Genomic DNA, 26,659 nt, shown 5'->3' on the forward strand with positions numbered 1-26,659 from the left:
AAACAAAGTTATTTTTTGTCCTCATTACCCCTCATTCACAAACGCCACGCTATGTGCCGCTACAACAGCCGCTGTCTCAGTACGCAGGCGTGTATTGCCTAAAGAAACAGGAATATAATTTTTATCCATTGCCAGCTTGATCTCCTTTGTAGAGAAATCGCCTTCCGGGCCAATGAGGAGGGTGACCTGCTGTTTGGGCTGTAGGGCTGTTTTAAGGAGTTTTTTATCGGTTTCCTCGCAGTGGGCGATGAACAGCTGCCCTTCCCGTTGTGCATTTACAAAAGCGCTGAACGGAACAGTCTCGTTCAGCTTGGGCAGGTAAAACTGTGCCGACTGCTTCATGGCGCTTTGCAGTATCTTCTCAAAACGGTCGGCCTTGAAATTGGTGCGCTCACTGTGCTCACAGATGAGGGGGGTTATTTCATGTATGCCTATTTCGGTGGCTTTTTCCAAAAACCACTCGTAGCGGTCGTTCATTTTGGTTGGCGCTACGGCAAGGTGCAGGGAGTAGGAGGTGGGTTCAAAACTCTCTTCGGCAATGATGTTTACCCCGCACTTTTTCTCATTGGCAAAAAGCACTTCCGAGGTAAATAGCTGTCCTTTGCCGTTGGTAATATGTATTTTGTCTCCCTCTTTTTTGCGGAGTACTTTTACGATGTGGCGGCTTTCCTCCTTATCAAAGGTAAATGTGCTGTCGCCGGGCTGTATGTCGGGGTTGTAGAATAATTGCATTATAGTTCGATACGGGCTTTGGATGCCACCGAAGCATCGTTAAACATTTCCTGCAGGTATTTTTGGTACCCTACGATGCCTATCATCGCGGCATTATCGGTCGTATATTCAAATTTGGGGATGAAGGTTTTCCATCCGTATTTCGTTTCGGCATCCTTCATAGCGCCGCGTATACCGCTATTGGCCGATACACCGCCGCCTATGGCCACCTGCTTAATGCCGGTTTCTTTCACGGCCAGCTTGAGCTTGTCCATCAGTATGTTGATGATGGTGTGCTGAATCGACGCACAGATGTCGGCCATGTTATCTTTGATAAAATCAGGGTTTTCAGCTACATTCTTTTGCACGAAATAAAGTATTTGCGTCTTGAGCCCGCTGAAGCTGAAATCCAGCCCGGGCACTTTAGGCTTGGTAAAGGCATAGGCTTTCGGGTTGCCTTCTTTGGCATATTTGTCAACCAGCGGCCCACCCGGATAGGGCAGCCCCAGTATCTTGGCACTTTTGTCGAACGCTTCCCCCACGGCATCATCGGTAGTTTCGCCTATCACTTCCATGTCGAAAAAGCTATTCACTTTTACGATTTGTGTGTGCCCCCCGCTGATGGTCATGGCCAAGAACGGGAACTCCGGCTTATCGAAGCCTTCCTCGTCGATAAAGTGGGCAAGTATATGGGCCTGCATGTGGTTTACAGCGATCAGGGGGATGCCTAGCGCTAAAGACAGCGATTTTGCAAAGGAGCTTCCTACTAAAAGCGAGCCCATAAGGCCCGGCCCCTGCGTAAACGCGATTGCCGAAAGCTGCGATTTTTCAATCCCTGCTTTTTGCAGCGCCACGTCAATTACCGGTACTATATTCTGCTGGTGGGCACGCGATGCCAGCTCAGGGACAACGCCCCCATATTGCTCGTGCACACCCTGCCTTGCTACTACGTTAGAAAGCATTTTACTGTCCTGCAGGACGGCCGCAGCGGTATCGTCGCAGGAACTTTCGATGGCTAAAATGTAAACATGCTTCCCTGGCATAATTAAGGCACGGATTTTGAGTTATAAAAAAGGGTTAAAGCAAATTTAACAACAGTAAAAATTCCTACTTTTGTTGCTAAATTGCCTTTAATCATTTGAGAAGGCAAATTTAAACAATTAGGGAGTATCAAAAAACTTAAAAAAATACTTGTTCGCACACTAATGGGCATTGTCCTGTTGCTGCTACTTCTGGGCATTGCTTTGTCCCTTCCTTTTGTCCAAACAAAAATAGCACATTACGCAACCGATACGCTAAACAAGGACTTTGGTACCAACATACAAATCGACAAGATAGCCATCTCTATTTTTGGCGGCGTTAAGCTTAAAGGAGTTTTAGTGCAGGACCACCATAACGATACGCTCATTTCTGCCGACAGGGTACAGACCAACATACTTAATTTTCGTGCTGTAACCAACAGCGACCTGCGTTTTGGCACGCTAAAAGCAGAGCGCCTCAACTTCCACATGAAGACCTACAAGGGCGAGAAATCATCGAACCTTGACCATTTTGTAAAAGCTTTTGACAACGGTAAGCCGGGCTCCGGGAAATTTCGCATGCGTGTGGGCGACCTTGTGGTAACCAATGGCCGGTACCGCCTGACCAACGAAAATGCCGTAACGCCCCGTATCCTTGACTTCCAGAAGCTGAATGGCGAGCTGGAGGACTTTTTTATTAAAGGGAGCGACATAACGGCCAATATACAAAAACTATCATTGCTCGACCACAGGCAGTTGTTTGTAAAAAACCTGAAAGGCGGTTTTACCTATACCAAAACACAGATGAAGCTGGATAAGCTGGAACTGGTAACCAGCGAGTCGGCGCTGAAGGGTGCGGTTACGCTAACCTATGGCAAAGATGACATGAAGGATTTTGTGAACCGTGTAAAGTTTGATTTCAATGTTGACAGGGCCACAGTGTCGTCGAATGAGCTCAACCTGTTTTATAACGAATTCGGCAAAAACCAAAAATACTACCTCTCCACAAGGCTCACCGGCCCCATGAATAATTTTGTGCTCCATGACCTGAAGCTGCTGGATAATGAGCAGTCCGAAATCATCGGTACGGTGAACTTCCGCCACCTGTTCGACAAGGCTGGGCCGGGTTTTTACATGAATGGCGATTTTGACCGTGTAACATCTACTTATGCCAACCTTCGGGGCATCATGCCGAGGATATTGGGCAGGAGCCTTCCGGAGATGCTGGAAAAGTTTGGGCGTGTGGATATGGTAGGTAAAGTGATACTTACTAAAAAAGACCTTACCACCGACCTGTATGTAATGTCAGAACTGGGTGAAGCTGAAGCCGACCTTGAAATAAAAGATTTTAACCAAAAAAATATCGCTGCCTACAAAGGGACCATTGACCTGAATAATTTTAACCTGGGCATCCTGGCAGGTGAAAAAATGCTGGGTACCGCTACGATGCACCTGGATATTAACGGCAAGGGATTCAATAAGGAGTCATTGAATACTACTGTAAAGGGAGAAATATCAAGGCTTGCCCTCAACAATTACAATTATACCAACGTTACCGTTGACGGCAGGCTGAAATGGCCTTACTTTAAAGGGAGTGTAAACAGCAATGACCCCAACCTGCTGATGGGTTTTGACGGTTCGATTGATATGAGTAAAAGACGCAACAGTTTCGACTTCCACGCACAGATAGACTATGCCGACCTGAAAATGCTCAATATCATAAAGAACGATACCTTATCCATCTTTAAGGGCGACCTGATGCTGGATGCTACGGGCAGCAACCTGAATGACATTGCGGGCACGCTCCAGATATCAAGGCTATCCTATCAAAATAGCCGGGACAGTTACTATTTTGAAGATTTTTTCATTGAATCGGTTTTTGATGAAGAAAACGTCAGGACCATAACGTTCAACTCTAAGGATATTATTGAAGGCAGTGTACGCGGTAAGTACGATACGAAAGAAGTGGCCAGGCTTGTGGAAAATGCCCTGGGCAGCCTGTATACCAACTATTCGCCGCACAAGGTTAAAAAGGGCCAGTTTATGGAGTTTGACCTGAAGATTTATAATAAGATTGTGGAGATTGCCCTGCCCGATGTGGTGGTGGGGACAAACACAAAACTAAGCGGCCGCATCAATGCTGATAAAGGTGAGTTTGTATTGGCATTCGATTCGCCGAACATTACCGCATATGATAATGTTTTCAGTAACATTTCAATAGATGTAAATAACAAGAATCCGCTCTACAACGCCTATATAGCCATGGACAGCGTTAGGATGAAGAATTATAAAATATCCGATTTCAGCCTCATAAACGTTACACAGAATGATACGCTTTACCTGCGTTCGGAATTTAAAGGCGGCAATCTGGGTAAAGATTTTTATAACCTTGACCTGTACCATACGATTGATGAAAATAATAACTCGGTTGTTGGCTTCAAGCGTTCTGAAATCAACTTCAAGGATTACATGTGGTATATCAATGAGAACAATACCACTGATAACAAGATCGTGTTCAATAAAAAGCTGACAGACTTCTCTATCGATAAGATTACGATGTCCCACAACGACCAGATGGTAGAGCTTATGGGAATCCTGAAAGGCAAGGATTATAAAGACCTTAAGCTGACATTTAATGATGTTGACCTGCATAAGATAACACCGGATATTGACAGCCTTAGCTTTGGCGGACGTGTAAACGGCGGTGTAAGCCTGAAGCAGGATAAGCAGGAGTTTGAGCCGGCATCATCAATAACCATCGACAGCCTGCGTCTTAACAAGTTCCTCTTAGGCGACATGAGCCTGCAGGTGACGGGAGACAGGTCATTCCGGAAATTTAACGTCAATACTACATTGTCCCGCAATGATGAGGAAACCTTCTCCACGATGGGTAATATTGAAATTGTAGATAAACAGACGCTGCTCTCGCTGGACGCCATATTTACCAATTTCGACATTGGCCCATTGGCGGTATTCCTTAAATCAGTATTCCCTGAGATACGGGGCCGGGCCTCCGGGCGCGCTGCTATAGTGGGAAATGTGAAGAATCCCGAAATAGACGGAAGGCTGTACCTTAAGGATGCAGGGCTAAGGGTTGGTTATCTTAATACAGATTATAACTTTGAGCAAAATGCTGTAATTGACCTCACTGAGGAAATCATATTTTTCAGGAATATTGAATTGACAGATACGAAGTACAATACCAGGGCGAGGCTGAATGGCAGTGTTGAACATACGCTGTTTAAGGATTGGGGGCTTGACCTAAAGCTGGAATCCGATAAGATCCTGGTGCTTGATACTGAGGATTCTGATGATGCCATGTATTATGGTACAGCCTTTATTGACGGGGAAGCGACCATAACCGGGCCTGCTACCGGCCTGTTCATTGAGGTACAGGCCAAATCGGTAGAGGGTACCGACATAAAGATACCCATAAACAATACTGGAGCATCCGGAAGCACTGCTGCCTTTATCCATTTCCTTAGCCCTAAAGAGAAGGAAGACAGGCTCAAAGGGATCATAAAGGAAACCAAAACCGTGAAAGGCCTGGAGATGAAATTTGACCTTGATGTAACCCCAGATGCCAAACTCGAGGTGATCATCGATAAAAATACCGGTCACAGCCTGACAGCAACGGGATATGGCACACTTCTTTTGGATATCAATACCCTGGGTAAGTTTAATATGTTTGGCGACTTTAGTGTGGTTAATGGTTTGTATAACTTTAAGTATGCAGGGCTGCTTGATAAAAAATTTGTTGTAAAACCGGGCGGATCAATCAATTGGGAAGGCGACCCAACGCGTGCGAGGCTTAACCTTGAAGCGGTATACAGGACCAAGGCCAATCCTTCAGTATTATTGGAGGCACCCACCTTCAGCAGGCCGATCGATACCGAAGTGGCCATCGTGCTTACCGGTAACCTTACAGCGCCTGAGCCGGACTTTACCATTGGCTTTCCGGGCGTTAGTTCTGTTCTGAAGGCCGACCTGGAATACAGGCTCAGCGACATGGACATGAGGCAGACACAGGCATTGGCGCTGTTGTCTACAGGCAGCTTCATAAGCCCGAATAACACCAACAATGCAGTATATGGAAGCCTGTTTGAAAGGGCGAGCAGCCTGTTTGGCGACCTGTTTTCTGAAGAGGACAGCAAGTTCAATGTGTCCCTGAATTATGTACAGGCCGACAGGAACCCGTATGTGGAGACCAATTCGCAGGTGGGGGTTACGGTGTCGTCGCAGATCAATGACAGGATAACGATAAACGGCCAGTTAGGGGTACCTGTAAACGGCGTAACCGATGCTGCCGTGGTGGGCAACTTTGAATTGCAGTACCGCCTGAATGATGACGGTACATTAAAGGGACGTGCCTTTAACCGTGAAAACGATATTAATTTCCTTGGTGAAGGCATCAATTATACGCAGGGACTTGGCCTTCAGTACGAAGTGGATTTTGATACCTTTGGGGAGCTGATGCGTAAATTATTCGGCAGGAAAGAGGAGGAGCAGGAAGTGCAGACGAGCGATGACAGCGATACGCCCGACTCTGAACTCGCACCCGAATGGCTCAAATTTGATGAGAGCCGAAGGAAGAAACAGGAGCCTGCGCAGGACAGCCATCCGCAACGCATTCCTGAAACCGATTAATCGGAATTATGATTCTTTAAATAAAAACCTTTATTTTTTTTGCATACATAAAAAAATACTGCCTTATTTTGCGAATAAACATTTATTTTTTGTTTTTATTAACAGATGTATCAAAAAAACTTATTAACGAAAACGTTTGAAATGTTGCGTATTTGATAATAGAATGTATATTCAAATAAATAATTAATATAAAATTATTAATTTTACAATCAAATACTGAAAAATGTCAATTAATGTAAAAAAAATAGGCGTGCTTACATCCGGTGGTGACTCTCCGGGAATGAATGCCGCCATCAGGGCTGTTGTGCGTACCTGCGCTTTTCATAACATAGAGTGTATGGGTATCTACAGGGGTTATCAGGGAATGATCGAAGGGGATTTTAAAGAAATGGGCCCCCGTGCGGTAAATAATATTATTAACAAAGGCGGAACCATCCTCAAATCCGCCAGGTCTAAAGAGTTCATGACAGCTGAAGGCCGCCAAAAGGCACATGACAATCTTGTTAAGCAGGGTGTTGATGCGCTTGTGGTGATTGGTGGTAACGGTTCCTTCACAGGAGGGTTATTATTCAACCAGGAATTTGGATTTCCTGTGATTGGCATACCGGGAACTATTGACAACGATATCTTCGGTACCAGCTTTACCCTTGGGTATGATACTGCGCTTAATACTGTGGTTGAGGTTATCGACAAGATAAGGGATACAGCAAGCTCACACAACAGGCTTTTCTTTATTGAAGTTATGGGGCGCGATGCCGGCCATATAGCCCTTAATGCAGGTATTGGTGCAGGTGCGGAAGAGATATTGATTCCTGAAGAGGATATGGGGCTTGACAGGCTTCTTGATTCATTAAGAAAAAGTAAGGCTTCGGGCAAATCATCGAGCATTGTGGTGATTGCCGAAGGCGATAAGATAGGCAAAAACGCTTTTGAGCTTAAGGATTATGTAGAGGAAAACATGCCGGAATATGATGTGCGTGTATCCATCCTTGGCCATATGCAGCGCGGAGGATCCCCATCATGCTTTGACAGGGTGCTGGCCAGCCGCCTGGGCGTGAAGGCTGTTGAGACGCTGATTGAAGGAAAATCCAATTACATGGTCGGCCTTATAAAAGACGAAGTGGTGCTTACGCCGCTGGAGCAGGCCGTAAAAGGCAAAACGCAGGTTGACAAAGAGCTCATACGCGTTTCAGATATCGTTTCTATTTAATATACAAATAAATCCAAAAAACATCTTTTTACAATGACAAAAGTTAAATTAGGAATAAACGGTTTCGGCAGGATCGGCCGTATCGTTTTCCGCGAAACTTTCAACAGGGATAATGTTGAAGTGGTAGCCATAAATGACCTTCTTGATGTAGATCACCTGGCTTATCTTTTAAAATATGATTCAGTACACGGCCGTTTTGCAGGCGAGGTTGAAGTGAAGGACAACCAGCTTTATGTAAACGGTAAGCATATAAGGGTAACTGCGGCAAAAGACCCTTCAACCCTTAAATGGGATGAAGTAGGGGTTGATGTAGTTGCTGAATGTACAGGTATCTTCACAACGCTTGAGACTGCCGAAGCCCACATTAAAGGCGGGGCTAAAAAAGTGGTTATCTCTGCACCGTCTGCCGATGCGCCGATGTTTGTTATGGGTGTAAACCACGACAAGGCTACAGCATCTGACAAAATCGTATCGAACGCTTCATGTACCACCAACTGTCTTGCGCCGCTTGCTAAAGTGATCAACGACAATTTCGGTATTGTAGAAGGCCTCATGACAACAATCCACGCTACAACAGCTACCCAGCTTACAGTTGACGGCCCATCAAGGAAGGACTTCCGTGGCGGAAGGGCAGCGTTGCTTAACATCATCCCTGCAAGTACAGGTGCTGCCAAAGCGGTGGGCAAGGTTATCCCGGAACTAAACGGCAAACTTACAGGTATGTCGATGAGGGTACCTACAGCTGACGTATCGGTGGTTGACCTTACCGTGAAAGTGGCAAAAGAAACCAGCTATGACGAGATTATGGCTGTGCTTAAAAAATCTTCTGAGAACGAGCTTAAGGGCATCCTTGGGTTTACTGAAGATGATGTGGTATCTCAGGATTTCATCTCTGATTCAAGGACCAGCATCGTTGATGCTAAAGCAGGTATCGGCCTTAACTCGACTTTCTTCAAGATCGTATCATGGTACGATAATGAGTATGGCTATTCAAGCAAGCTTATTGACCTTTCGGTGCACATCGCATCATTGTAATATTTAAAACACTTGTCCCGGTTTTCCGCATGAAGCCGGGACTTGTTGTTTTTTATAAACGGAGTTAACATTAGCTTCGCGCAACTATAACCCAAAAATAACAGACACAAACTAACCCAAATAACTCTGACTAAAATTATGAAACTATTAGTTGACAGTGGTGCAACCAAAGCCGACTGGATCGCCCTAGACGACAACGGCAACAGGCTTTTTACCACGCAAACACTTGGCCTTAGCCCAGAAGTTATCAATAAGGAGGAGGCCATTGAAAGGCTGGAAGCCCGTTTTGATATCTACAACAACCGTAAGGACGTTACCAGCCTCTATTTTTACGGTGCAGGTTGCGGTACCGACAGGATGAAAAAATTCATGAAGGAGATATTCGAGGAGTTCTTCCCGAATGCTACCGTGAGCGTTAAGGAAGATACTTATGCTGCGGCATATGCGACTAACCCTGCCAATGAAAAAGCAATAATATGTATTCTTGGTACAGGTTCTAATTGCAGTTATTTTGACGGAGAGGAACTGCATCAGAAAGTTCAGTCATTAGGCTATATCGCCATGGACGATTGCAGCGGCAACCGTTTCGGACGTGACCTGGTGCGTGCTTATTATTTCAATAAAATGCCCGCCCACCTGGCAAAGCAGTTTGAGGCGGAATACAACCTTGATGCCGATGTGGTCAAGCACAACCTTTATAAAGAACCTAACCCGAACGCTTACCTGGCTACATTTGCGAAGTTCCTTATCCAGAACCGTGAGGAGCCGTTCATCAAAGGCCTTATTGTTGATGCTATGCAGGTATTTGTAGATAACTACATTACACAATATGACAATGCGCACGAGGTGCCTGTACACTTTGTCGGCTCAATAGCATTTTACCTGAAAGCCGAGCTGGCTGAAGTATTAGGTAAAAACCACCTTAAACTGGGCAATGTATTAAGAAGGCCAATCGATGGGCTTATCGAATACCACGAGCTTAACTAATCGATTAATAATATTCAAAACAAAGGCCTGCGTTATGCAGGCCTTTGTTTTGAATATCCGTTGTACTTATACTATCGCTATCATTGATATTTCAACATTCACGTTTTTAGGCAATTTTGCCACCTGAACGGTTTCGCGAGCCGGTGCGCTGCTTTCGTTGAAGTAGCTGCCATATACCCCATTTATTTTTGCAAAATCATCCATGTTGCTGATGAAGATGGTCGACTTGATCACATTTTCAAAGGATGTCCCTGCGGCATCCAATACAGCCTTCATGTTTTCCATTACCTGCTTGGTTTCGGTCTCAATGTCCGAAGTAATGAGTTCGCCGGTTTCAGGGTGCAGCGCGATCTGGCCGGAGGTATACAGCATCTTGCCTGCTATAACAGCCTGGCTGTAAGGCCCGATGGGTGCAGGCGCTTTTTCGGTAAAGATTATTTTTTTCATATTATAGTGTTTCTAACGGTTATGCTTTGTTTTTCCAATGCGGTTTGGAGTGCTCTCCAGTTGCGGTTCCTCAATGCTGCAGCGGCATAAGTAAGGGATGTGAAATCTTTTAATATTAGTGTAAGGTTATCAGGTGCCTTGCCATTGGACTGCATAACTATTTCCAAAATGTCATCAGTGCGGTAAGTTATAGTTTTCCAAAATTGAAGCTCGTTTTTTATCCTGAAATGTTTGCTGTTGAGTTCAAAATAATTGAACGACCAAAATGAAAGCAGCAAGAAAAAAAACGCAGGGAACGCTACTAACCATTTTTCATTGTCTCTTTCTGTCATAAATAAAGGGGAAATTATAAGACTCAAAATTATCAGTATGCGAAATTTAGTAGTAATAGTCCCCTGTATGTAACAAAAGTCCCAAAGGTTTCAGATTCGACCCTGTTAATTTTTATGGGCCTGAAACATTTTTCTTCCGGGTTTAGCATGAATTGGATATGCTGCTTCATAATGTGCCCGTTGGAATAAAGGTTATCAAATATACAAAGGCTTTCGCCATTCCTGAAAGAAATTTTCATTCCTTCCTGTTTTATATTCCAACCTTTAAAAGCATGCTTTCCGGTATATTCTATAGTGTCAATATCCGTTGTTAAGTATTGCGCATTGCCAAATGCGATGGAATTATCGTTTAAGATTATCGAAGGCGTATTTTTTATGAATCTGTAAATAAAGTAAACCGTTATGAAGATGAATATTGCTCCAAACAGGATTGGTATGTCTTCGCGTCCATTCGCATCGGGAGCATTTTTTTTAGTTATTCCCATCACTATGAAAAAGATGCCTGCACCAAAACCGAGGGATAATGGGAGTATTAGCTGGAGGTAAAAATTGACAGGATGCCTTTTTGAATATACCGCCTCCATACTACCTGATAACCCTGTCCGGTACCTGGCGTTTATCCCACTTGATGTCGCTGAGTACGGATGATTTTATCCCGATGAAAAAGCCCCATGAGGTGTTGTCGCCGATAGGTATCCAGTTGAAGTCCATGCGCCAGCTTAACAGGTCGCGTTCAAAACGCATTTGGGTAAAGGTAACGCCTTTTTGTACAAAGTCATAACCCGAAGAGAAGCCCATCTTCCAGCGTGGGGTAATGTCGATATTACCTGAGAACATGATGGAATTGCCAATGATCTCCCGCTCCCGTTTATTGTTCGAATAAGTAAGGGAGTAGGCAAAGCGCAGGTCCCACGGAAGCTTTGCGTTAAAGAACCCGCCTTCGTTCTTGTCGGGTTTAGTACTGTCCTCTTCTTCGTCGAACATGCTCTTCCGGCTGTCACTAAGGTCGGTTGCACGGCCGAAGAGGTCGTCCTCGCGGCCGCCGTTGCGTGCTGTCTGGCTTTCTTTATTCTCGCCATCCCCGGATTTTCCGTCTTCGCTGGTTATGGAGTAATTCAGTGTCAGGTTGGCACTAGTCATCCTGAACAGGCTTCCGCCGTTGTCAATGTTGTAGGTGTTGATGCGTGTGCCCGAATTGTCAATCGCATACGGGTCGAGTGTTGTGCCGAAGTTGACGTTCATCTTGTCCTTGAAAAGGTTAGTACCGGCAGAAACTCGAAGCGGTGCCCATGCAAGCGAGTCGGCGGCCAGGTTATAGCTGGTCGTGAAGTTGAGGTTGTTGAGCAGCATTATCTTCTTCGGCTCGGCATCAGGCGAGTCGTCATCATCATTGCGCACTTTGGCTTCAAAGGTATTATTTACCGCTATTCCCACACTGCTGGAGTATGTTTTTCCAGGCTGGCCGAAAAGGCCGCTTTCAAAGCGCGTGTATTCGCGCAGCGTACCTGCTGCGTCATATTGGTAATAATCGTAGTACTGGTCAAAGCTTGGAGAGTAGCTGTACGATACCGACGGTCGGATTACGTGCCGTATGGCCTGTATTTTTTTATCATCGCCGAACGGAAACGTACCATATATGGTTGTACCTATGCTCGATGAGAAGTTGTACGTGCGGTAGGAATCAAAGCCTTTTACATCCTGTATAACCGATGCCGCGCTATCGGCATCAAACTCCCGGCGTATGGTATTCATTACCCAGGTCTCCTGGTAGTTGGTTGCTGCAGAAACGCTGAAGTAGCGGAACACTTTAAAGTTGGTGCTCAATGGGATAGTATGCTGCAAGCCCGACTTTGCATCGCGAAACATTTCCGGCTTGAAAAACAGCGAGTCGTACGTTTGTATCCTGTTTTCTCCGCGGAGGTTGTATTGTAGGTTGATATTTTTTATAAGCCCTTTTTTGGGTGCGTCTGCCGGGGCAAAAGGGAATACCCTGTCAACACTTGCCTGCAGGGTTGGCAGTGTCATGTTGATCTGTTCCGTATTGGTGTTCTGGCTGTGGGTGGCGCTAAGTGAAAGGTTTACCGCCGGCACCGTCTGGAACGTCTTAGAGTAAGAAACCGACGACTGCATGGTGTTGTTGAGGCTCGACCCAATATTATTCATGTTGAGCGACTGCCTGTAATACTGGCTGGAACCCAGGTTGACGCTGGCGGAGAACCTTGAGTTTGGGTTCGCCTTGGCGTCCTGGTTGTGCGACCACTGGATGTTGTATTGTGTGGAACGGGCATAGTCAGGGAAGCCCCTTTCGCTCTGAACGTTGTTCTCGTAACGGAAATTGACATTACCATTGAACTTATACCGCTGGGCATAGCTCGACTGGAAACGCAGGCCATAGCTGCCATTGGTATAGTAGTCACCCAGTACGGCCAGGTCATAATAATCGCTCATGGCAAAGTAATACCCGCCATTTTGCAGGAAGTAGCCCTGGCGTGAATTGTCGCCAAAGGTAGGTACTATGAAGCCGGATTCGGCTTTGTCGGTCATCGGGAAGAAGCCAAACGGGAGCACCAGTGGCGTAGGGACGTCGGCAATCCACATTTGGGTAGGCCCTACAACTACTTTTTCGCCGGGGACGAACTTTACTTTATAGGTTAAAAAGTAATATTCGGGGTTGTTGATGTCTTTTGATGTCGTAAAACGCGCACCTTTTATATAGTAAACCGAGTCGTTTTCCTTTTTGGTAAGCTCTCCTCTTATCCTGAATTCTCCCTGGTCAGACCGTGAATTCCATACCCGTGCCTTTTTGGTCTTGCTGTTAAAATGGATGGAATCGGCTTCTACCACATTGCCTCCCTGTTTGAAGTAGGGGTATTGTGTATAATTGCCCAATGAGTCCTTCAGCCTTCCTGCAAAAACTTCGTCGCGGTCATACTTCATAATAATCTGGCCCGCTTTGAGTTCTATATCTTTATAGTACAGTTCGGCTTCATCATGCAGCAGCAGTGTCTTGTTCCTTTGGTCAAGTTTCTCGTAGCCCTTTGCTTTGCGTTTTATAGTGGCGTCCAGGCCCGCTTTTTTCGGTTTTATGGAGTCGTTTTTAACGGTATCGAGAACGGTAAGATCGCCAGGTATTACAGTCAGGGTATCAATGGTTGCGGGAGTAGTTTTTGCGGGGTCATCCTGTGCAGAAACTTCATGGGTTCCCATTGTTAGGAAAATTGCTGATAAAATTATATATAATAAGTTTCGTCGCACCCGCATTAATGCTATTTTTGAGAAAATATGGCTTGTTTTTTGAAGTGTCAAACTTACAATAAATTTATCAAAATTAACCGTTAAAAGAAATTATAACAAAACAGGAGATTATGGGTAGTGCAACATCAACAAACATTAAATTAAAACTGGCATTCTTTATTTTTATTGTATGTTGGGGATCAGCTTTTTCGCAAGGCAATGCTAAGTTTCGGGTTATGCTCGATCCGGGGCATGGCGGGGAAGATCCGGGTGCGTCCTACAACGGCGTAAAAGAAAAAGATGTCGTGCTTAGCGTAGCGCTGAAAATTGGCAAAATACTTGAAAAGCAGGATGTGCAAACGGGTTATACGCGCAAAACCGATGTTTTTATTCCGCTTGACGAGCGTTGCAGCATTGCCAACAAAGCCAATGCCAACCTTTTTGTATCCATTCACTGCAATGCCGAGCCAAAAAAATCGGCTACCGGCGCCGAAACCTGGGTTATGGGTCCTGCAAAGAACGCCTCGCACCTTGAGGTGGCGAAACGCGAGAACTCGGTTATAAGTTATGAATCAGACAAGACAAAATACGAGGGTTTTGACCCTAACAAGCCTGAAACGTTTATAGGCCTGATGATGCAGCATGAGCAATCGGCATTCCAGAGCATCCACCTTGCCAAAATGGTTCAGGACAGGCTTGTGGGTGACCTTAAAAGGAAAGACAGGGGTGTAAAGCAGGGACCTTTTTTGGTGCTGCACCGCACTGCTATGCCAAGTATACTGATTGAGTTGGGCTTCTTATCTTATGTTCAGGAAGGACAGTACCTTGACTCTGAAGCAGGCCAGGATGAAATGGCGGAGTCAATCGCTAAGGCAATCCTTGCGTACAGGCAGGAATATTTTGTTCCTGGCGACGTTGATTATGTTGCGCCATTAGCAAAAGATGAGCCGAAAGTAAAAGCCCCTAAAGGCGAGGCCCCTAAAGGGCAGATTTATAAAGTACAGATTGCCGCAAGTGGCAGGGATCTTGACCTGGTGCCATCTAATTTTAAAGGGCTTAGTGAAATAACCAAGGAAAAAGGAAAATCGATAATAAAGTATTATTACGGAAACACATCTGACAAAGACCAGGCCAATGCGCTGTTGGCAGAAGCGAAAGCAAAAGGTTTCCCGGAGGCTTTCATTGTAGTTTTTAAAGACGGCAGGAGGATTTAAAATTTTGGGATTACCCTGCTGTAGGCCAGTGAGGTAGTGAATTTTGGCAATGCCTTAACCACTGATTGGTTTGGAAACGGCTTAATTAATGGTATTTTTGCAAAAGAACGCCTTACGTTTCAGGCGTCACAAACAGTGTTTCTGTTTGGTATTTTGGATATAAAAAGACATGACAATGAAAGGGATGAAATTACGACTGGCTTTTATAACGTTATTGGCCTGCTGCGGCTTATATGCCCAGGGGAATTCTAAATTCCGCGTGGTACTCGATCCGGGGCATGGTGCCAAGGACTATGGTGTTGTTTACCATGGCTTTATTGAAAAAAACATAGTGCTTAATGTAGCCCTTAAGGTTGGTAAAATACTTGAAAAGGAAGGCGTGCAGGTAGTGTATACGCGCAAATCCGATGTGTTTGTTGAGTTGGATGAGCGCCACGAAATTGCCAACAGGTCCAACGCTGATGTCTTCGTGTCGTTACATTGTAATGGTGAGCCTAAAAAGCTGGCCTTCGGTACTGAGGCCTTTGTGATGGGCGCTACCAAAAATGCATCGCATCTTGAGGTTGCCAAACGCGAAAACTCAGTAATAAAACTCGAATCCGACAGGGAAAAATACCAGGGTTTTGACCCGAATAAGCCGGAAACACTGGCGGGAATAAAGCCTGATGATGAGTTGCTCAATAAAAGCATTGACCTTGCCAGCAGGGTTGAGGAACGCTTTACTGACGACCTCAAGCGAAAAAAGAGGGGTGTAAAGCAGGCGCCTTTTTGGGTGCTGCACAATGCAAAAATGCCAGGGATACTTATAGAGATGGGTTTCCTCTCGTATAAGCCTGAAGGGGAGTACCTGAATTCGGATGAAGGGCAGGATGAGCTTGCGGAATCCATTGCCAAGGCTATCCTCTCTTATAAAAAGGAATATTTTGTGCCGGGCACTGTTGACTATAGTGAACCCAAAACCGAGACAAAGGAAGTGGCTGAAGTTGAAAAGACGGTGAAGCCTGCTGCTGCTACTGTTGCCGCAGCATCGAAAGGCGACAGCTACAGGGTACAGATTGCGGCCAGCGGGAAGGACCTGGAACTGGTGCCATCAAATTTTAACGGTCTAAATAACATTACAAAGGAAAAAGGAGCGTCGGTAATCAAGTATTTTTACGGTGAAGCCACTGACCGTGAGGAGGCTAAGGTGCTTTTGTCTGAGGCAAAAGCAAAAGGCTACACCTCGGCATTTATAGCGACATTTCGTGATGGTAAAAGAATATAAGGATTATATAGCGGTTTTAGAATAATATTCACATTGTATATTTTTATTTGTCCTACATTTGTTAAAAAATAATCCATTTTGAAAGTTACAAGAGAAGCAAAGACAGCAATTTTAGTGATAGGTTCAATACTCCTTTTTATTTGGGGGTATATGTTCTTGAAAGGCAGGGACCTTTTCAATTCTTACAAAACCTATTATGTGGTATATAAAGATGTAGAGGGGCTTTCCCCGTCAGCTCCGGTAACCCTTAACGGCCTGGTAGTAGGCAAGGTTACCGGTATCACATTTACAGATCATGCCACAGGGCAGCTGCAGATAGAAATGCAGGTGAAAACTGATTTTCCAATATCAAAATCCAGCTATGCTACATTGTATGAGCCAGGATTATTGGGCGGAAAGCAGATAGCCATTATTCCGGACCTTACCAACCAGGCTCCTGCAGAGGATGGTGATACGCTAAAGGCCGGATTAAAGCCCGGCATGCTGGCCGTGGTAGGTGAAAAACTTTCACCATTGCAAACCAAGGTGGAAGCGACTGTGGTGACGGCTGACAGCCTGTTGCATAACATTAATAATGTTGTTGATAAGCAAACACAGGAAAATCTGCGCATTTCTATTGCTGAAATGAGGAATACAATGCAGGAATTCAGCAAATCGGCCAAGATCCTTAATGCAACGCTTTCAGGAAATAAAGCAAATATTGATGCTACAATGGCAAATCTTAACAAGACTTCTGCTAACTTTGCCGCAGTATCAGATTCAATCAACCCGGAACAGATTGCATCAGCAATAAGGAGCCTCGAGCATTCCATGGCACAGGTAGACCAATTGATGGCCGATGTACAGTCAGGTAAAGGCTCTTTGGGCAAGCTGCTTAAGGATGAAGCCATGTACAATAACCTTACGGATGCCTCTAACGAGTTGAAAGAACTGCTCGCAGATTTGAAAAATAACCCTAAGCGCTACGTGCATTTCTCCGTTTTTGGAAAAAAAGGCACTCCTTATGAGGAAACTCCAAAGAAGAAATAGTGTTTGAGGAACATCGATCAACCTTGTTGTATGGCATATATAGATAATATCCTTTTTGTTATAGTCCTTGCTTTAGGATTCGGCTACTTTGCCCTGAATATAAAAAAACTGGTGCGCAACATAAAATTGGGGCGTGACATCAACAGGACCGACAATCCCGGTGAACGCTGGGCAAACATGGCCATGATTGCCCTTGGCCAGTCGAAAATGGTAAAACGCCCGGTCGCGGGCATTTTGCATATAATAGTATATGTAGGGTTTGTTATCATCAATATCGAATTGCTTGAAATTATCATCGATGGTATATTTGGCACCCACCGCCTTTTTTCCTTTATGGGCGGGTTTTACAGCTTCCTGATAGGCTTCTTCGAGATACTTGCGTTTGGCGTAATCGTAGCTGTTGTAATTTTTTGGCTACGCAGGAACGTCATCAAAATGTGGCGCTTTGTACATAGTGACCTTAAAGGCTGGCCTAAAAGCGATGCCAACATCATTCTGTATTTTGAAACCGTACTGATGTTGCTGTTCCTTACCATGAATGCGGCAGACGGCTACCTGCAATCGCAGGGTGCGGATCACTATGCCCAGGCAGGATCTTTCCCGATTTCAGGCTTTATATCGCCGCTGTTTGAGGGGATGAGCATCAATACTGTGATTATCATTGAAAGGATTGCATGGTGGCTGCATATCATAGGTATCATGGCTTTCATGAACTATCTTTATTTTTCGAAGCACCTTCACATACTTCTTGCCTTCCCGAATACGTGGTTTGCCAACCTGAAGCCTAAAGGCCAGTTTGAAAACCTCGAATCGGTCACCAATGAAGTGAAGCTGATGATGGATCCAAATGCCGACCCATTTGCCGCAGCACCGCCGATGGCAGAAGGTGAGATACCTGCAAAATTTGGCGCAAGCGATGTTCAGGACCTGAACTGGGTGCAATTGATGAATGCCTATACCTGCACAGAATGCGGAAGGTGTACATCGTCATGTCCGGCCAACCAGACCGGTAAAAAACTTTCGCCAAGGAAGATCATGATGGATACGCGCGACAGGCTGGAAGAAGTTGGGCGAAATATTGATAAAAATAAAGGAACATTTGTGGACGACGGAAAGTCGTTACTGAACGACTACATTACCCCGGAAGAGCTATGGGCATGCACGACATGCAATGGCTGTGTGGAGGCCTGCCCGGTGAATATCGACCCGCTATCCATTATCATGGATATGAGGAGGTATCTGGTAATGGAACAAAGTGCTGCACCCATGGAACTGAATGGCATGATGACGAATATTGAGAACAATGGCGCGCCATGGCAGTACAGCCAGATGGACAGGTTAAACTGGAAAGACGAAGCATAATGAAATCAGAAAATATAGAAAAGAATTTACAGCAGGTTACCGAGAACGGCGAACACCTTAGCCCGGTATTGCCACCGGAGATTAAGAATTACCTGATTGACATTGATGGGACTATATGTGACGATATTCCCAATGAGGAACCGGAAAGGATGGTTACTGCCGAACTTTATCCGGATGCTCTTGAAACGCTGAACAGGTGGTATGACGAAGGGCATATCATTTACTTTTTTACCTCCCGTACCGAGGCACACAGGGAAATTACCGAAGAATGGCTCAACAGGCATGGCTTTAAATACCATGGCATGGTAATGGGCAAGCCGCGCGGGGGCAACTACCACTGGATAGACAACCACCTGGTGAAAGCTACGCGCTACAGGGGGAAATTTACAGACCTGATAGAAAAAGAAGTTACCATTCAGGTATTTGATGACGGAAAACACGACGAAGATTAGTAAGATATGAGTCAGGATTTGAAAGTTCCTACAATGGCCGAAATGATGGCTGCCGGGCAACAGCCGGAAGTATTGTTCTGGGTGGGGTGCTCAGGCAGCTTTGATGACAGGGCCAAGAAAATAACAAAGGCATTCGTGCGTATACTTAACCGTGCCAATGTGCCGTTTGCTGTACTCGGAACTGAGGAAAGCTGTACCGGTGACCCTGCAAAAAGGGCTGGCAATGAGTTCCTGTTCCAAATGCAGGCGATGACTAACATTGAAGTGCTGAACGCTTATGAGGTAAAGAAGATAGTAACGGCCTGCCCGCACTGCTTCAACACCATTAAAAATGAATACCCGGGGCTTGGCGGTACTTATGAAGTGGTGCACCATACCCAGTTCCTGAAATCGCTGCTGGACGACGGCAGGCTTACGATAGAAGGCGGCCAGTTTAAGGGCAAAAAGATTACGTTTCACGACCCTTGTTACCTGGGCAGGGCCAATAACATTTACGAAGCACCCCGCGACCTTATGCAAAAGCTGGATGCCGAGCTGGTAGAAATGAAACGCTCGCGTGCCAATGGCCTTTGTTGTGGTGCAGGTGGTGCACAGATGTTTAAAGAGCCCGAAAAAGGCGATAAGGATGTAAATGTGGAAAGGACAGAAGATGCCCTGGAAACACAGCCTGAAATCATTGCAGCGGGATGTCCGTTTTGCAATACGATGCTTACCGATGGTGTTAAAGCCAAGAACAGGGAGCACGACATTAAAGTTATGGATGTGGCGGAACTAATCGCCAATGCAAAGGATTTATAAGAAAAAGAGATTATGTACGTTCCATTTGATACACTGCCTGAGGAGTCCAGGATTTGGATTTACCAGTCGAACAGGAAATTTTCCGATGAGGAGATGGCCGAAATAGAGATTGCCTTAAAAAATTTCCTTGAGGAATGGACGGCACACGGCGCGGGGCTTGAGGCTTCGTACCAGCTCAAATATAACAGGTTTATCATTATTGCCATTAATCAGTCAGCACAGGCGGCTACGGGTTGTTCTATAGACGCATCGGTGCATTTCATTCAGTCGCTGGAACAGAAGTATGGTGTAGACCTGCTGGATAAGATGAATGTGACATTTAAGAACGGCGAGCACATTGCTTACAAGCCTCTCATCGACTTTAAGAAAATGGCAAAAGAAAAGTCGGTTTCAGCTAATACGATAGTTTTTAATAATCTGGTGAACACCGTAGGGGAATGGGAAGAATATTGGGAGGTGCCCGCAGGCGAGAGCTGGCACAGCCGTTTTTTTTAAAAAAGGCGGCATAACCGAGACAAAATAAGGAATCATCATTATGTAAGGTAATGATGATTTTATCATTTAAAAAAACAAAGGAGTTTTGAAGATATATTTGGTTTTAGTTTTCCTTTTTGTCGCGGCATTGGCATCGGCACAGAAGACAGTTGGGTTTGAAGATTACGCGAATGCAGGCGAGCAAAAATGGGTTGACAGCGTGTATAATAGCCTTTCGTTTGACGAAAGGGTAGGACAGCTGTTCATGATTGCTGCATATTCCAACAAAGACTCTGCACACGTTAAGGGTATTGATAAGTTGGTTAAGGATTACAAGGTGGGTGGCCTCATTTTTTTCCAGGGCGGGCCGGTACGCCAGGCGAGGCTTACCAACCGCTACCAGGCAGAGGCGAAAGTGCCGCTCTTCATTGGCATTGATGCCGAATGGGGCCTCAGCATGAGGCTCGACTCCACTTACCGTTATCCGTGGAACATGACCCTGGGCGCTGTTCAGGACATGAAACTTATTGAAAAACAAGGGCAGCAAATGGCCATACAGGCTCGTAGAATGGGTATTCATTTTAACTTTGCACCCGTACTCGACATTAATATCAACCCTGCCAATCCTATCATCGGGAACCGTTCTTTTGGCGAAGATAAAATCAATGTGACCGACAGGGCGCTGGCTCTTACGCGGGGCATACAAAGCGAGGGTGTTTTCGCTACGGGCAAGCACTTTCCCGGCCATGGCGATACGGGCACCGACTCGCATACATCGCTTCCATACCTCCCGTTTACAAGGGAGAGGCTGGAGGATATTGAATTTTACCCTTATAAAAAATTATTTGCCGAAGGCATGTCAAGCATCATGGTCGCGCACCTGAACGTGCCGAGCATTGAGCCTACGCCTAATTACCCTACATCCCTGTCTTACAATGTTGTAACCAATATAGTGAAGAAGGAAATGGGCTTTAAAGGGCTTATTTTTACCGATGCCCTTAATATGAAAGGCGCAAGCGGCTACATGGCGCCAGGCGATGTAGACCTTGAAGCATTCCTTGCCGGGAATGATGTGTTGCTCTTTGCAGAAAATGTACCGGTTGCAATCGAGAAATTCAGGAAAGCCTATACAAACGGTGTGCTGTCTGAGGAAAGGCTGCAGCATTCGGTGAAAAAAATACTGGCATACAAGTACAGGGGAGGGCTGAACAAATACAATCCGATAAACCTGAACAATCTTTATCAGGAACTGAACGGGCATGAGTATGACGACCTGAACTACCAACTGTACGAGAATGCGGTGACAGTATTGAAGAACGAGCAGGAGATCGTACCAATAATGGCATTGGAAAATGAGAAGATTGCCTTTGTAAAAATGGGCGATGACGATCATACAGGTTACCTAGGTACACTGCAGAAGTATGCTGATGTTACTGAAGTTAAGGAAGACAGCCTCCACCTGCTTACAAACAGGCTGAAGGAATATTCGACAGTAATAGTGGGCTACCACAAAGCCGACGGCGCGTGGAAAAAGCACGATTTTTCGGCAAAGGAACTGGTTTGGCTGGATACCATCGCTAAGAATAAAAAAGTGATCCTTACGGTTTTTGCCAAGCCGTATGCCATGTCTGCCATAAAAGATCATACCAATATTGAGGGTATTATAATGGCTTACCAAAATAACACCATGTCGCAAACCGTCGCCGCAGAGATTGTATTTGGTGCACTTGGCGCTAAAGGCAGGCTGCCGGTGTCGATAGGCACGGCATTCAGGGTAAACCACGGCATCATGACACGCGCTACTAACCGCCTTGGTTTCACCACGCCGGAGAATGCAGGGATGAGCTCGAAAGTGCTTGCCAAAATCGACCTGTTGGCGAAAAAAGCTATTGACGAGAAAATGACACCGGGATTGCAGGTGCTGGTAGCACGAAAGGGTAAGGTAGTGTATCAAAAATCTTTTGGCTACCATACATATGATAATACAAGTAAGGTAAAGAATTCCGATATTTACGATGTGGCATCGCTTACAAAAGTGCTTTCGACACTGCCCAATATCATGCAACTGTATGATAAAGGCGAGGTAAAGCTGGAGGATAAGCTGGGCGACATGTTGCCTGTATTTGCTAAAACGGATAAAAAGAAGATACAGCTTAAAGATATGCTGCTTCACCAGGCAAGGTTTCAGGCATGGATGCCTTTTTACCAGGAAACACTTGATGCAGGTAAGCACCCCGACACCATGTACTACCGCAAAAGCTATAGCTATGATTTCCCGCACCAGGTAGCTGAAAACCTGTATTTGAGGAGGGATTACCCTGACACCATCATCGCAAAAATTGCCGGGAGCAAGCTGCTGAAAAAGAAAGAGTACAAGTACAGCGACTTTTCGTTCATACTATTAAAGGAGTTTCTTGAGAAGCACACCGGTAAGAATATAGATGTGCTTAGCGACGAGCAGTTCTTCAAGCCGTTGGGTGCTGCTTTTACCACCTATAACCCGTTGCACAAATTTGATATGTCGGTAATTCCGCCTACGGAGATTGACAACTATTTCCGCTACCAGACCATACAGGGTTACGTGCACGACATGGCGGCTGCCATGCAGGATGGTATTGCCGGCCACGCGGGGCTTTTTTCTAACGCCATGGACGTTGCCAAGATCATGCAGATGTACCTGCAGGAGGGCAACTACGGCGGGAAGCAGTATTTCTCTGCCAAAACTTTTGAAACCTTCAATACCTGCCATGCCTGCAAGCAGGGCAACCGTCGCGGCCTTGGTTTTGACAAGCCGCAGATAGGCAACAACCCCGGCCCGACATGCGGTTGCGTATCAAAAGCAAGCTTTGGGCATACCGGATTTACGGGTACCATGGCCTGGGCCGATCCCGAAACAGGTATTGTATACATATTCCTTTCTAACAGGACTTACCCCGAAGCAGGGGAGAACCGCCTGTCTAAAGAGAATATCAGGGAGGACATACAAAAGGTGATACAGGAGGCAATCATTGAGTAATTTCAGATTTCAGATTGTAGATTTCAGATTGAGCTTCACTCGGGTATGTCATGCAGGCAGGCGACCCTGAAGGGGTCTAACCTCTTTAGAGTGGGCATCTCCCTACGGGGGGGGGGGTAAATAGGCAATAATCAATAGAAAATAAAAAATAATCCATTCAGGATGATTACAGTTAACGACTATATGGAGGCGCTTCCGGAGGATAGGAAGATAGCCATGCAAAAGCTTAGGGAGGTGATCAATGCGAACCTGCCCGGGGGTTTTGATGAACGGATCAGTTATGGGATGATAGGCTGGGTAGTGCCGCATTCGGCTTATGCGCCGGGCTACCACTGCGACCCAAAGCTGCCGCTGCCTTTCCTCAGCATTGCCTCCCAAAAGAACTTCATCGCTGTATACCACATGGGCATTTATGCGAGCAAGGACCTGCTTGACTGGTTTACTGCCGAGTACCCAAAACACGTAAAGACCAAGCTCGACATGGGCAAAAGCTGCATCCGTTTTAAAAAGCCGGAGGCAATCCCTTTTGGCCTTATAGGCGAACTGGTTTCGAAAATGACCATGGAAGATTGGATCAATTTGTACGAAAAGAACCTAAAAGGGTGATTTTGGGGTATAACCGGAGGATTTCAGATCCCCTGTTGGGGTATTTTAGGGTATAAGTCCTGTAATTTTAAGGATAATTTTAGGGTGATATTTGGGTATTGCCCTATTTTTTTGCTGCCAACCAGCCGTCCTCACCTGAAATAGGATGCCCGGCCACATTCCAACCCATTCTAAATGTAATGATAATTATTACGTTAATTCGTACTATTGCGCTAATTCGCCCGCTTTTTTTCTGTAATTTCGTTACTTTATTTACCGTCATTTATGAAAATCGCAATAGTATGCTACCCAACCTTTGGCGGGAGCGGGGTTGTAGCCACCGAGCTGGGGCTGGAACTCGCACGCCGCGGGCATGAGGTACACTTTATAACCTACAGCCAGCCCGTGCGACTGGCATTGCTGAACCCCAATATATTTTACCACGAAGTACACGTCCCCGAATACCCTCTTTTCCACTACCAGCCCTACGAGCTGGCGCTGTCGAGCAAGCTGGTCGACATGGTAAAGCTACACGGCATCGAGCTGCTGCATGTGCATTATGCCATCCCCCATGCCTATGCAGGCTACATGGCTAAGAAAATGCTCAAGGAGCAGGGCATACGCATACCCATGGTAACCACCCTGCACGGTACCGACATCACCCTCGTGGGCAACCACCCGTTCTACAAGCCGGCGGTGAGCTTCAGCATCAACCATTCCGATATTGTGACCTCCGTTTCGCAGGACCTGAAAGACGAGACCTACAGGCTGTTCGATATCAAACGCGATATTTATGTGATACCCAACTTCATTGAGATCGACAAGAATAAGATTGACAAGAACTCCGATTGCCACCGCTCCATGATGGCTACCGAAAAGCAGAAGATCGTAACGCACATCAGCAACTTCCGAAAGGTGAAGCGCATACCGGACATCATTAAGATTTTCAACGAAATACAAAAGGAGATACCGTCTAAACTGATGATGGTAGGCGACGGCCCGGAGAGGCCGCGTGCCGAGCAGCTGTGCCAGGAACTGGGCATAAGCGATAAGGTGATCTTCTTCGGGAACAGCAACGAGATCAGTGAGATCTTGTGCTTTAGCGACCTGTTCCTGCTGCCGTCGGAAACCGAGAGTTTCGGCCTTGCGGCACTGGAAGCCATGTCGAGCGGCGTACCGGTTATTTCAACCAATACCGGTGGCCTTCCCGAGGTGAACCGCGACGGCTACTCGGGCTACCTCGGCAATGTGGGCGATGTGCAGTACATGGCCGAAAAGGCGATCTCAATACTTAAAGACGATAATGTACTTTTGGAATTCAAGCAGAATGCCCTGAAAGTGGCGCAGGAATTCGATATCCAGAACATCATGCCGATGTATGAAAGGCTGTATGAAAAGGCGCTGAAGATGCATAAGTAATATTTTTTTGGGCGTGCCGGCTCCGTACCTCCGCCGTCGCGCTCTACGCTATATCCCTCCACTGCGCTGCGGGGATGCCGCTTCGATCGCTCACGCGGACCTCACCCCCAACCCCACTCCAAAGGAGAGGGGAGTCGTAAAGAACTGTATTTTAGGTTTCACATAGATGTTTTCGTTTTAAAATGAGTTAAGTATTTTAACCAGAAAATTTCTGGCACCGCATTTGTATTGTTCCTCGCAACAATCATTAAAAACGACACACATGAAGAAATTTTTTACCCTTGCAGTACTGGCGCTGGCGCTTGCCGCCTGTAAGATCAACGTAGTAAACCACATTGCTGTGGACAACGCCATCACTTTCGAAATCCTGAAACAGGAAGCCTACGGCGGGCGCGACAACGAGTCGACCATGGTCATCACTTCGCAAAGCCAGTTAACCGGCCTTTACAAGGAACTGGGCTGGAGCGACGTGCCATCAGTAGACTTTGAAAAGAACAACATCGTAGCGCTGTTCATGGGGCAGAAGAATTCCGGCGGCTACAGCATCGGTGTGAAGAGCATCACTATCGAGAATAATGTTGCGACCATCAGGGTACTTGAGACATCACCCTCCGGCATGGCGACGATGGCGCTTACCTTTCCCTATTGCATTGCCCTGATCCCTAAAACGGAGAAGGTGATCGTGGAGTAGATTTTGGATATTGGATGGTTCGATTTTTTAGACAGTCAGAATAGGTTGTTTACCGTGTCATTTCGAGCGTAACGCAGTGGAGTCGGGAAATCTCAACATATTTCCGCAATTATCTGAGATTTCTCACTCCGTGCCTCCGCTCGTAACCTAACCAAGTGGTTCTGCGGAGCTAAATGAAACCGTAGCCAACCTTTTATTTTTTCCATACTTTTGGAAGGATTATGGTTGTGGTATCCCATGGGATGGCCTTTGGGTCGTACTTTTTTCCTGATTTTTTATAGTCTAAAACTACCTTTTCCTCCCGGGTCATTTTACGGAGCTGCCATGCCCATGTAACATCCTTTTGTGACTCGAGCCGCTTCATTAACTGTGACCATTCAGGCGAAAAAAAGGTATCTTTGGCCGATGCCAGGCTGAAAAATCCCCTGTCATATTGCGGCCTTATATTTTTATGAAAAGTGTTTTCAAATTCACCAGCTTGAATTTCAATTATATCATCAGGCCTAATTCCGATAAATTCCGGCCTGAAATCATCTTTATGAATTGACAGGCATGAATTTGATTTTTCAATGTTTTGAATTTTAAAAAAGTATGTAGTCCCTTTTTCATCAATTTGACTAGTCCTAAAATAGGTTGACTATTTTTTGATTATACAAATTTGATAAAAGTTCAGACATTTTCAAGTTGTCTGAACTTTTTCTTTTTAAAAGATATTAGTTTGACTTTATCCTGT

General features: G+C 45.7%; 22 protein-coding genes. 15 read left to right on the plus strand and 7 right to left on the minus strand.

Going from position 1 to position 26,659, the window contains the following annotated elements; translation table 11 throughout:
- Positions 1–24: 24 nt before the first annotated feature.
- Positions 25–732, minus strand: coding sequence for a 16S rRNA (uracil(1498)-N(3))-methyltransferase (locus OGH69_RS14865; protein ID WP_265175274.1), 708 nt, complete (start codon positions 730–732; stop codon positions 25–27).
- The gene (tsaD, locus tag OGH69_RS14870; RefSeq protein ID WP_265175275.1) at positions 732–1,754 is read right to left on the minus strand and encodes a tRNA (adenosine(37)-N6)-threonylcarbamoyltransferase complex transferase subunit TsaD; all 1,023 of its coding nucleotides are present in this window, start codon (positions 1,752–1,754) and stop codon (positions 732–734) included. Before tsaD ends, OGH69_RS14865 begins: the two co-directional genes overlap by 1 nt.
- 162 nt (positions 1,755–1,916) lie before the next feature.
- Between tsaD and OGH69_RS14875 the strand changes: the two genes are divergently transcribed.
- The 4 genes from OGH69_RS14875 (at position 1,917) to OGH69_RS14890 (ending at position 9,609) form a co-directional block, all read left to right on the plus strand.
- Complete coding sequence (locus OGH69_RS14875) at positions 1,917–6,377, plus strand: translocation/assembly module TamB domain-containing protein (protein ID WP_265175276.1); 4,461 nt, start codon at positions 1,917–1,919, stop codon at positions 6,375–6,377.
- 223 nt (positions 6,378–6,600) lie between these two features.
- Positions 6,601–7,587 (plus strand): 6-phosphofructokinase, encoded by a 987-nt coding sequence (pfkA, locus tag OGH69_RS14880; RefSeq protein ID WP_265175277.1) that lies wholly within the window; start codon positions 6,601–6,603, stop codon positions 7,585–7,587.
- A 33-nt stretch (positions 7,588–7,620) separates the two neighbouring features.
- Positions 7,621–8,622: a type I glyceraldehyde-3-phosphate dehydrogenase gene (gap, locus tag OGH69_RS14885; RefSeq protein ID WP_265175278.1), complete on the plus strand. Its 1,002-nt coding sequence runs from the start codon at positions 7,621–7,623 to the stop codon at positions 8,620–8,622.
- 138 nt (positions 8,623–8,760) lie between these two features.
- On the plus strand, positions 8,761–9,609 hold the full coding sequence (locus tag OGH69_RS14890) for an N-acetylglucosamine kinase (protein WP_265175279.1): 849 nt from the start codon (positions 8,761–8,763) through the stop codon (positions 9,607–9,609).
- Between the two features lie 66 nt (positions 9,610–9,675).
- Here the strand turns inward: OGH69_RS14890 and OGH69_RS14895 are convergent, their stop codons facing one another.
- The 4 genes from OGH69_RS14895 to OGH69_RS14910 form a co-directional block, all read right to left on the minus strand.
- Positions 9,676–10,056 (minus strand): RidA family protein, encoded by a 381-nt coding sequence (locus tag OGH69_RS14895; protein WP_265175280.1) that lies wholly within the window; start codon positions 10,054–10,056, stop codon positions 9,676–9,678.
- On the minus strand, positions 10,053–10,388 hold the full coding sequence (locus tag OGH69_RS14900; protein WP_265175281.1) for a hypothetical protein: 336 nt from the start codon (positions 10,386–10,388) through the stop codon (positions 10,053–10,055). The genes OGH69_RS14895 and OGH69_RS14900 overlap by 4 nt, the downstream gene beginning before the upstream one ends.
- 32 nt (positions 10,389–10,420) lie before the next feature.
- Positions 10,421–10,873, minus strand: coding sequence for a hypothetical protein (locus OGH69_RS14905; protein ID WP_265175282.1), 453 nt, complete (start codon positions 10,871–10,873; stop codon positions 10,421–10,423).
- Between the two features lie 100 nt (positions 10,874–10,973).
- Positions 10,974–13,595, minus strand: a complete 2,622-nt coding sequence (locus tag OGH69_RS14910; protein ID WP_372339341.1) for a putative LPS assembly protein LptD — start codon at positions 13,593–13,595, stop codon at positions 10,974–10,976.
- A gap of 158 nt (positions 13,596–13,753) precedes the next feature.
- Here OGH69_RS14910 and OGH69_RS14915 point away from each other — a divergent pair, with 158 nt between their 5' ends.
- The 11 genes from OGH69_RS14915 to OGH69_RS14965 all read left to right on the plus strand — a co-directional run bounded on the left by OGH69_RS14915 (position 13,754) and on the right by OGH69_RS14965 (position 25,926).
- Positions 13,754–14,836 (plus strand): N-acetylmuramoyl-L-alanine amidase family protein, encoded by a 1,083-nt coding sequence (locus tag OGH69_RS14915; protein WP_265175284.1) that lies wholly within the window; start codon positions 13,754–13,756, stop codon positions 14,834–14,836.
- A 175-nt stretch (positions 14,837–15,011) separates the two neighbouring features.
- Positions 15,012–16,100, plus strand: coding sequence for an N-acetylmuramoyl-L-alanine amidase family protein (locus tag OGH69_RS14920; protein ID WP_265175285.1), 1,089 nt, complete (start codon positions 15,012–15,014; stop codon positions 16,098–16,100).
- A 78-nt stretch (positions 16,101–16,178) separates the two neighbouring features.
- On the plus strand, positions 16,179–17,129 hold the full coding sequence (locus OGH69_RS14925; RefSeq protein WP_265175286.1) for an MlaD family protein: 951 nt from the start codon (positions 16,179–16,181) through the stop codon (positions 17,127–17,129).
- Positions 17,130–17,159: 30 nt separating this feature from the next.
- Entirely contained in the window at positions 17,160–18,491 is a 1,332-nt protein-coding gene (locus tag OGH69_RS14930; RefSeq protein WP_265175287.1) for a 4Fe-4S dicluster domain-containing protein, read from the plus strand.
- Complete coding sequence (locus OGH69_RS14935; protein ID WP_265175288.1) at positions 18,491–18,943, plus strand: LNS2 domain-containing protein; 453 nt, start codon at positions 18,491–18,493, stop codon at positions 18,941–18,943. Before OGH69_RS14930 ends, OGH69_RS14935 begins: the two co-directional genes overlap by 1 nt.
- Before the next feature lie 6 nt (positions 18,944–18,949).
- Complete coding sequence (locus OGH69_RS14940; RefSeq protein WP_265175289.1) at positions 18,950–19,741, plus strand: (Fe-S)-binding protein; 792 nt, start codon at positions 18,950–18,952, stop codon at positions 19,739–19,741.
- A 12-nt stretch (positions 19,742–19,753) separates the two neighbouring features.
- Entirely contained in the window at positions 19,754–20,236 is a 483-nt protein-coding gene (locus OGH69_RS14945) for an ABC transporter ATPase (protein ID WP_265175290.1), read from the plus strand.
- 85 nt (positions 20,237–20,321) lie between these two features.
- A complete protein-coding gene (locus tag OGH69_RS14950; RefSeq protein WP_265175291.1) occupies positions 20,322–23,231 on the plus strand; it encodes a serine hydrolase domain-containing protein in 2,910 nt (969 codons plus the stop codon).
- A 162-nt stretch (positions 23,232–23,393) separates the two neighbouring features.
- Positions 23,394–23,837 carry a DUF1801 domain-containing protein gene (locus tag OGH69_RS14955; RefSeq protein ID WP_265175292.1) on the plus strand — a complete coding sequence of 148 codons (444 nt, stop codon included), beginning with the start codon at positions 23,394–23,396 and terminating at the stop codon, positions 23,835–23,837.
- A gap of 264 nt (positions 23,838–24,101) precedes the next feature.
- Complete coding sequence (gene bshA / locus OGH69_RS14960) at positions 24,102–25,235, plus strand: N-acetyl-alpha-D-glucosaminyl L-malate synthase BshA (protein ID WP_265175293.1); 1,134 nt, start codon at positions 24,102–24,104, stop codon at positions 25,233–25,235.
- Positions 25,236–25,497: 262 nt separating this feature from the next.
- Positions 25,498–25,926: a protease complex subunit PrcB family protein gene (locus OGH69_RS14965; protein WP_265175294.1), complete on the plus strand. Its 429-nt coding sequence runs from the start codon at positions 25,498–25,500 to the stop codon at positions 25,924–25,926.
- Positions 25,927–26,119: 193 nt separating this feature from the next.
- Here OGH69_RS14965 and OGH69_RS14970 read toward each other — a convergent pair whose 3' ends face one another.
- Entirely contained in the window at positions 26,120–26,290 is a 171-nt protein-coding gene (locus tag OGH69_RS14970) for a hypothetical protein (RefSeq protein WP_265175295.1), read from the minus strand.
- Between the last annotated feature and the right edge of the window lie 369 nt (positions 26,291–26,659).

The organism is Flavobacterium sp. MFBS3-15 (assembly GCF_026107645.2).
GTDB lineage: Bacteria > Bacteroidota > Bacteroidia > Flavobacteriales > Flavobacteriaceae > Flavobacterium.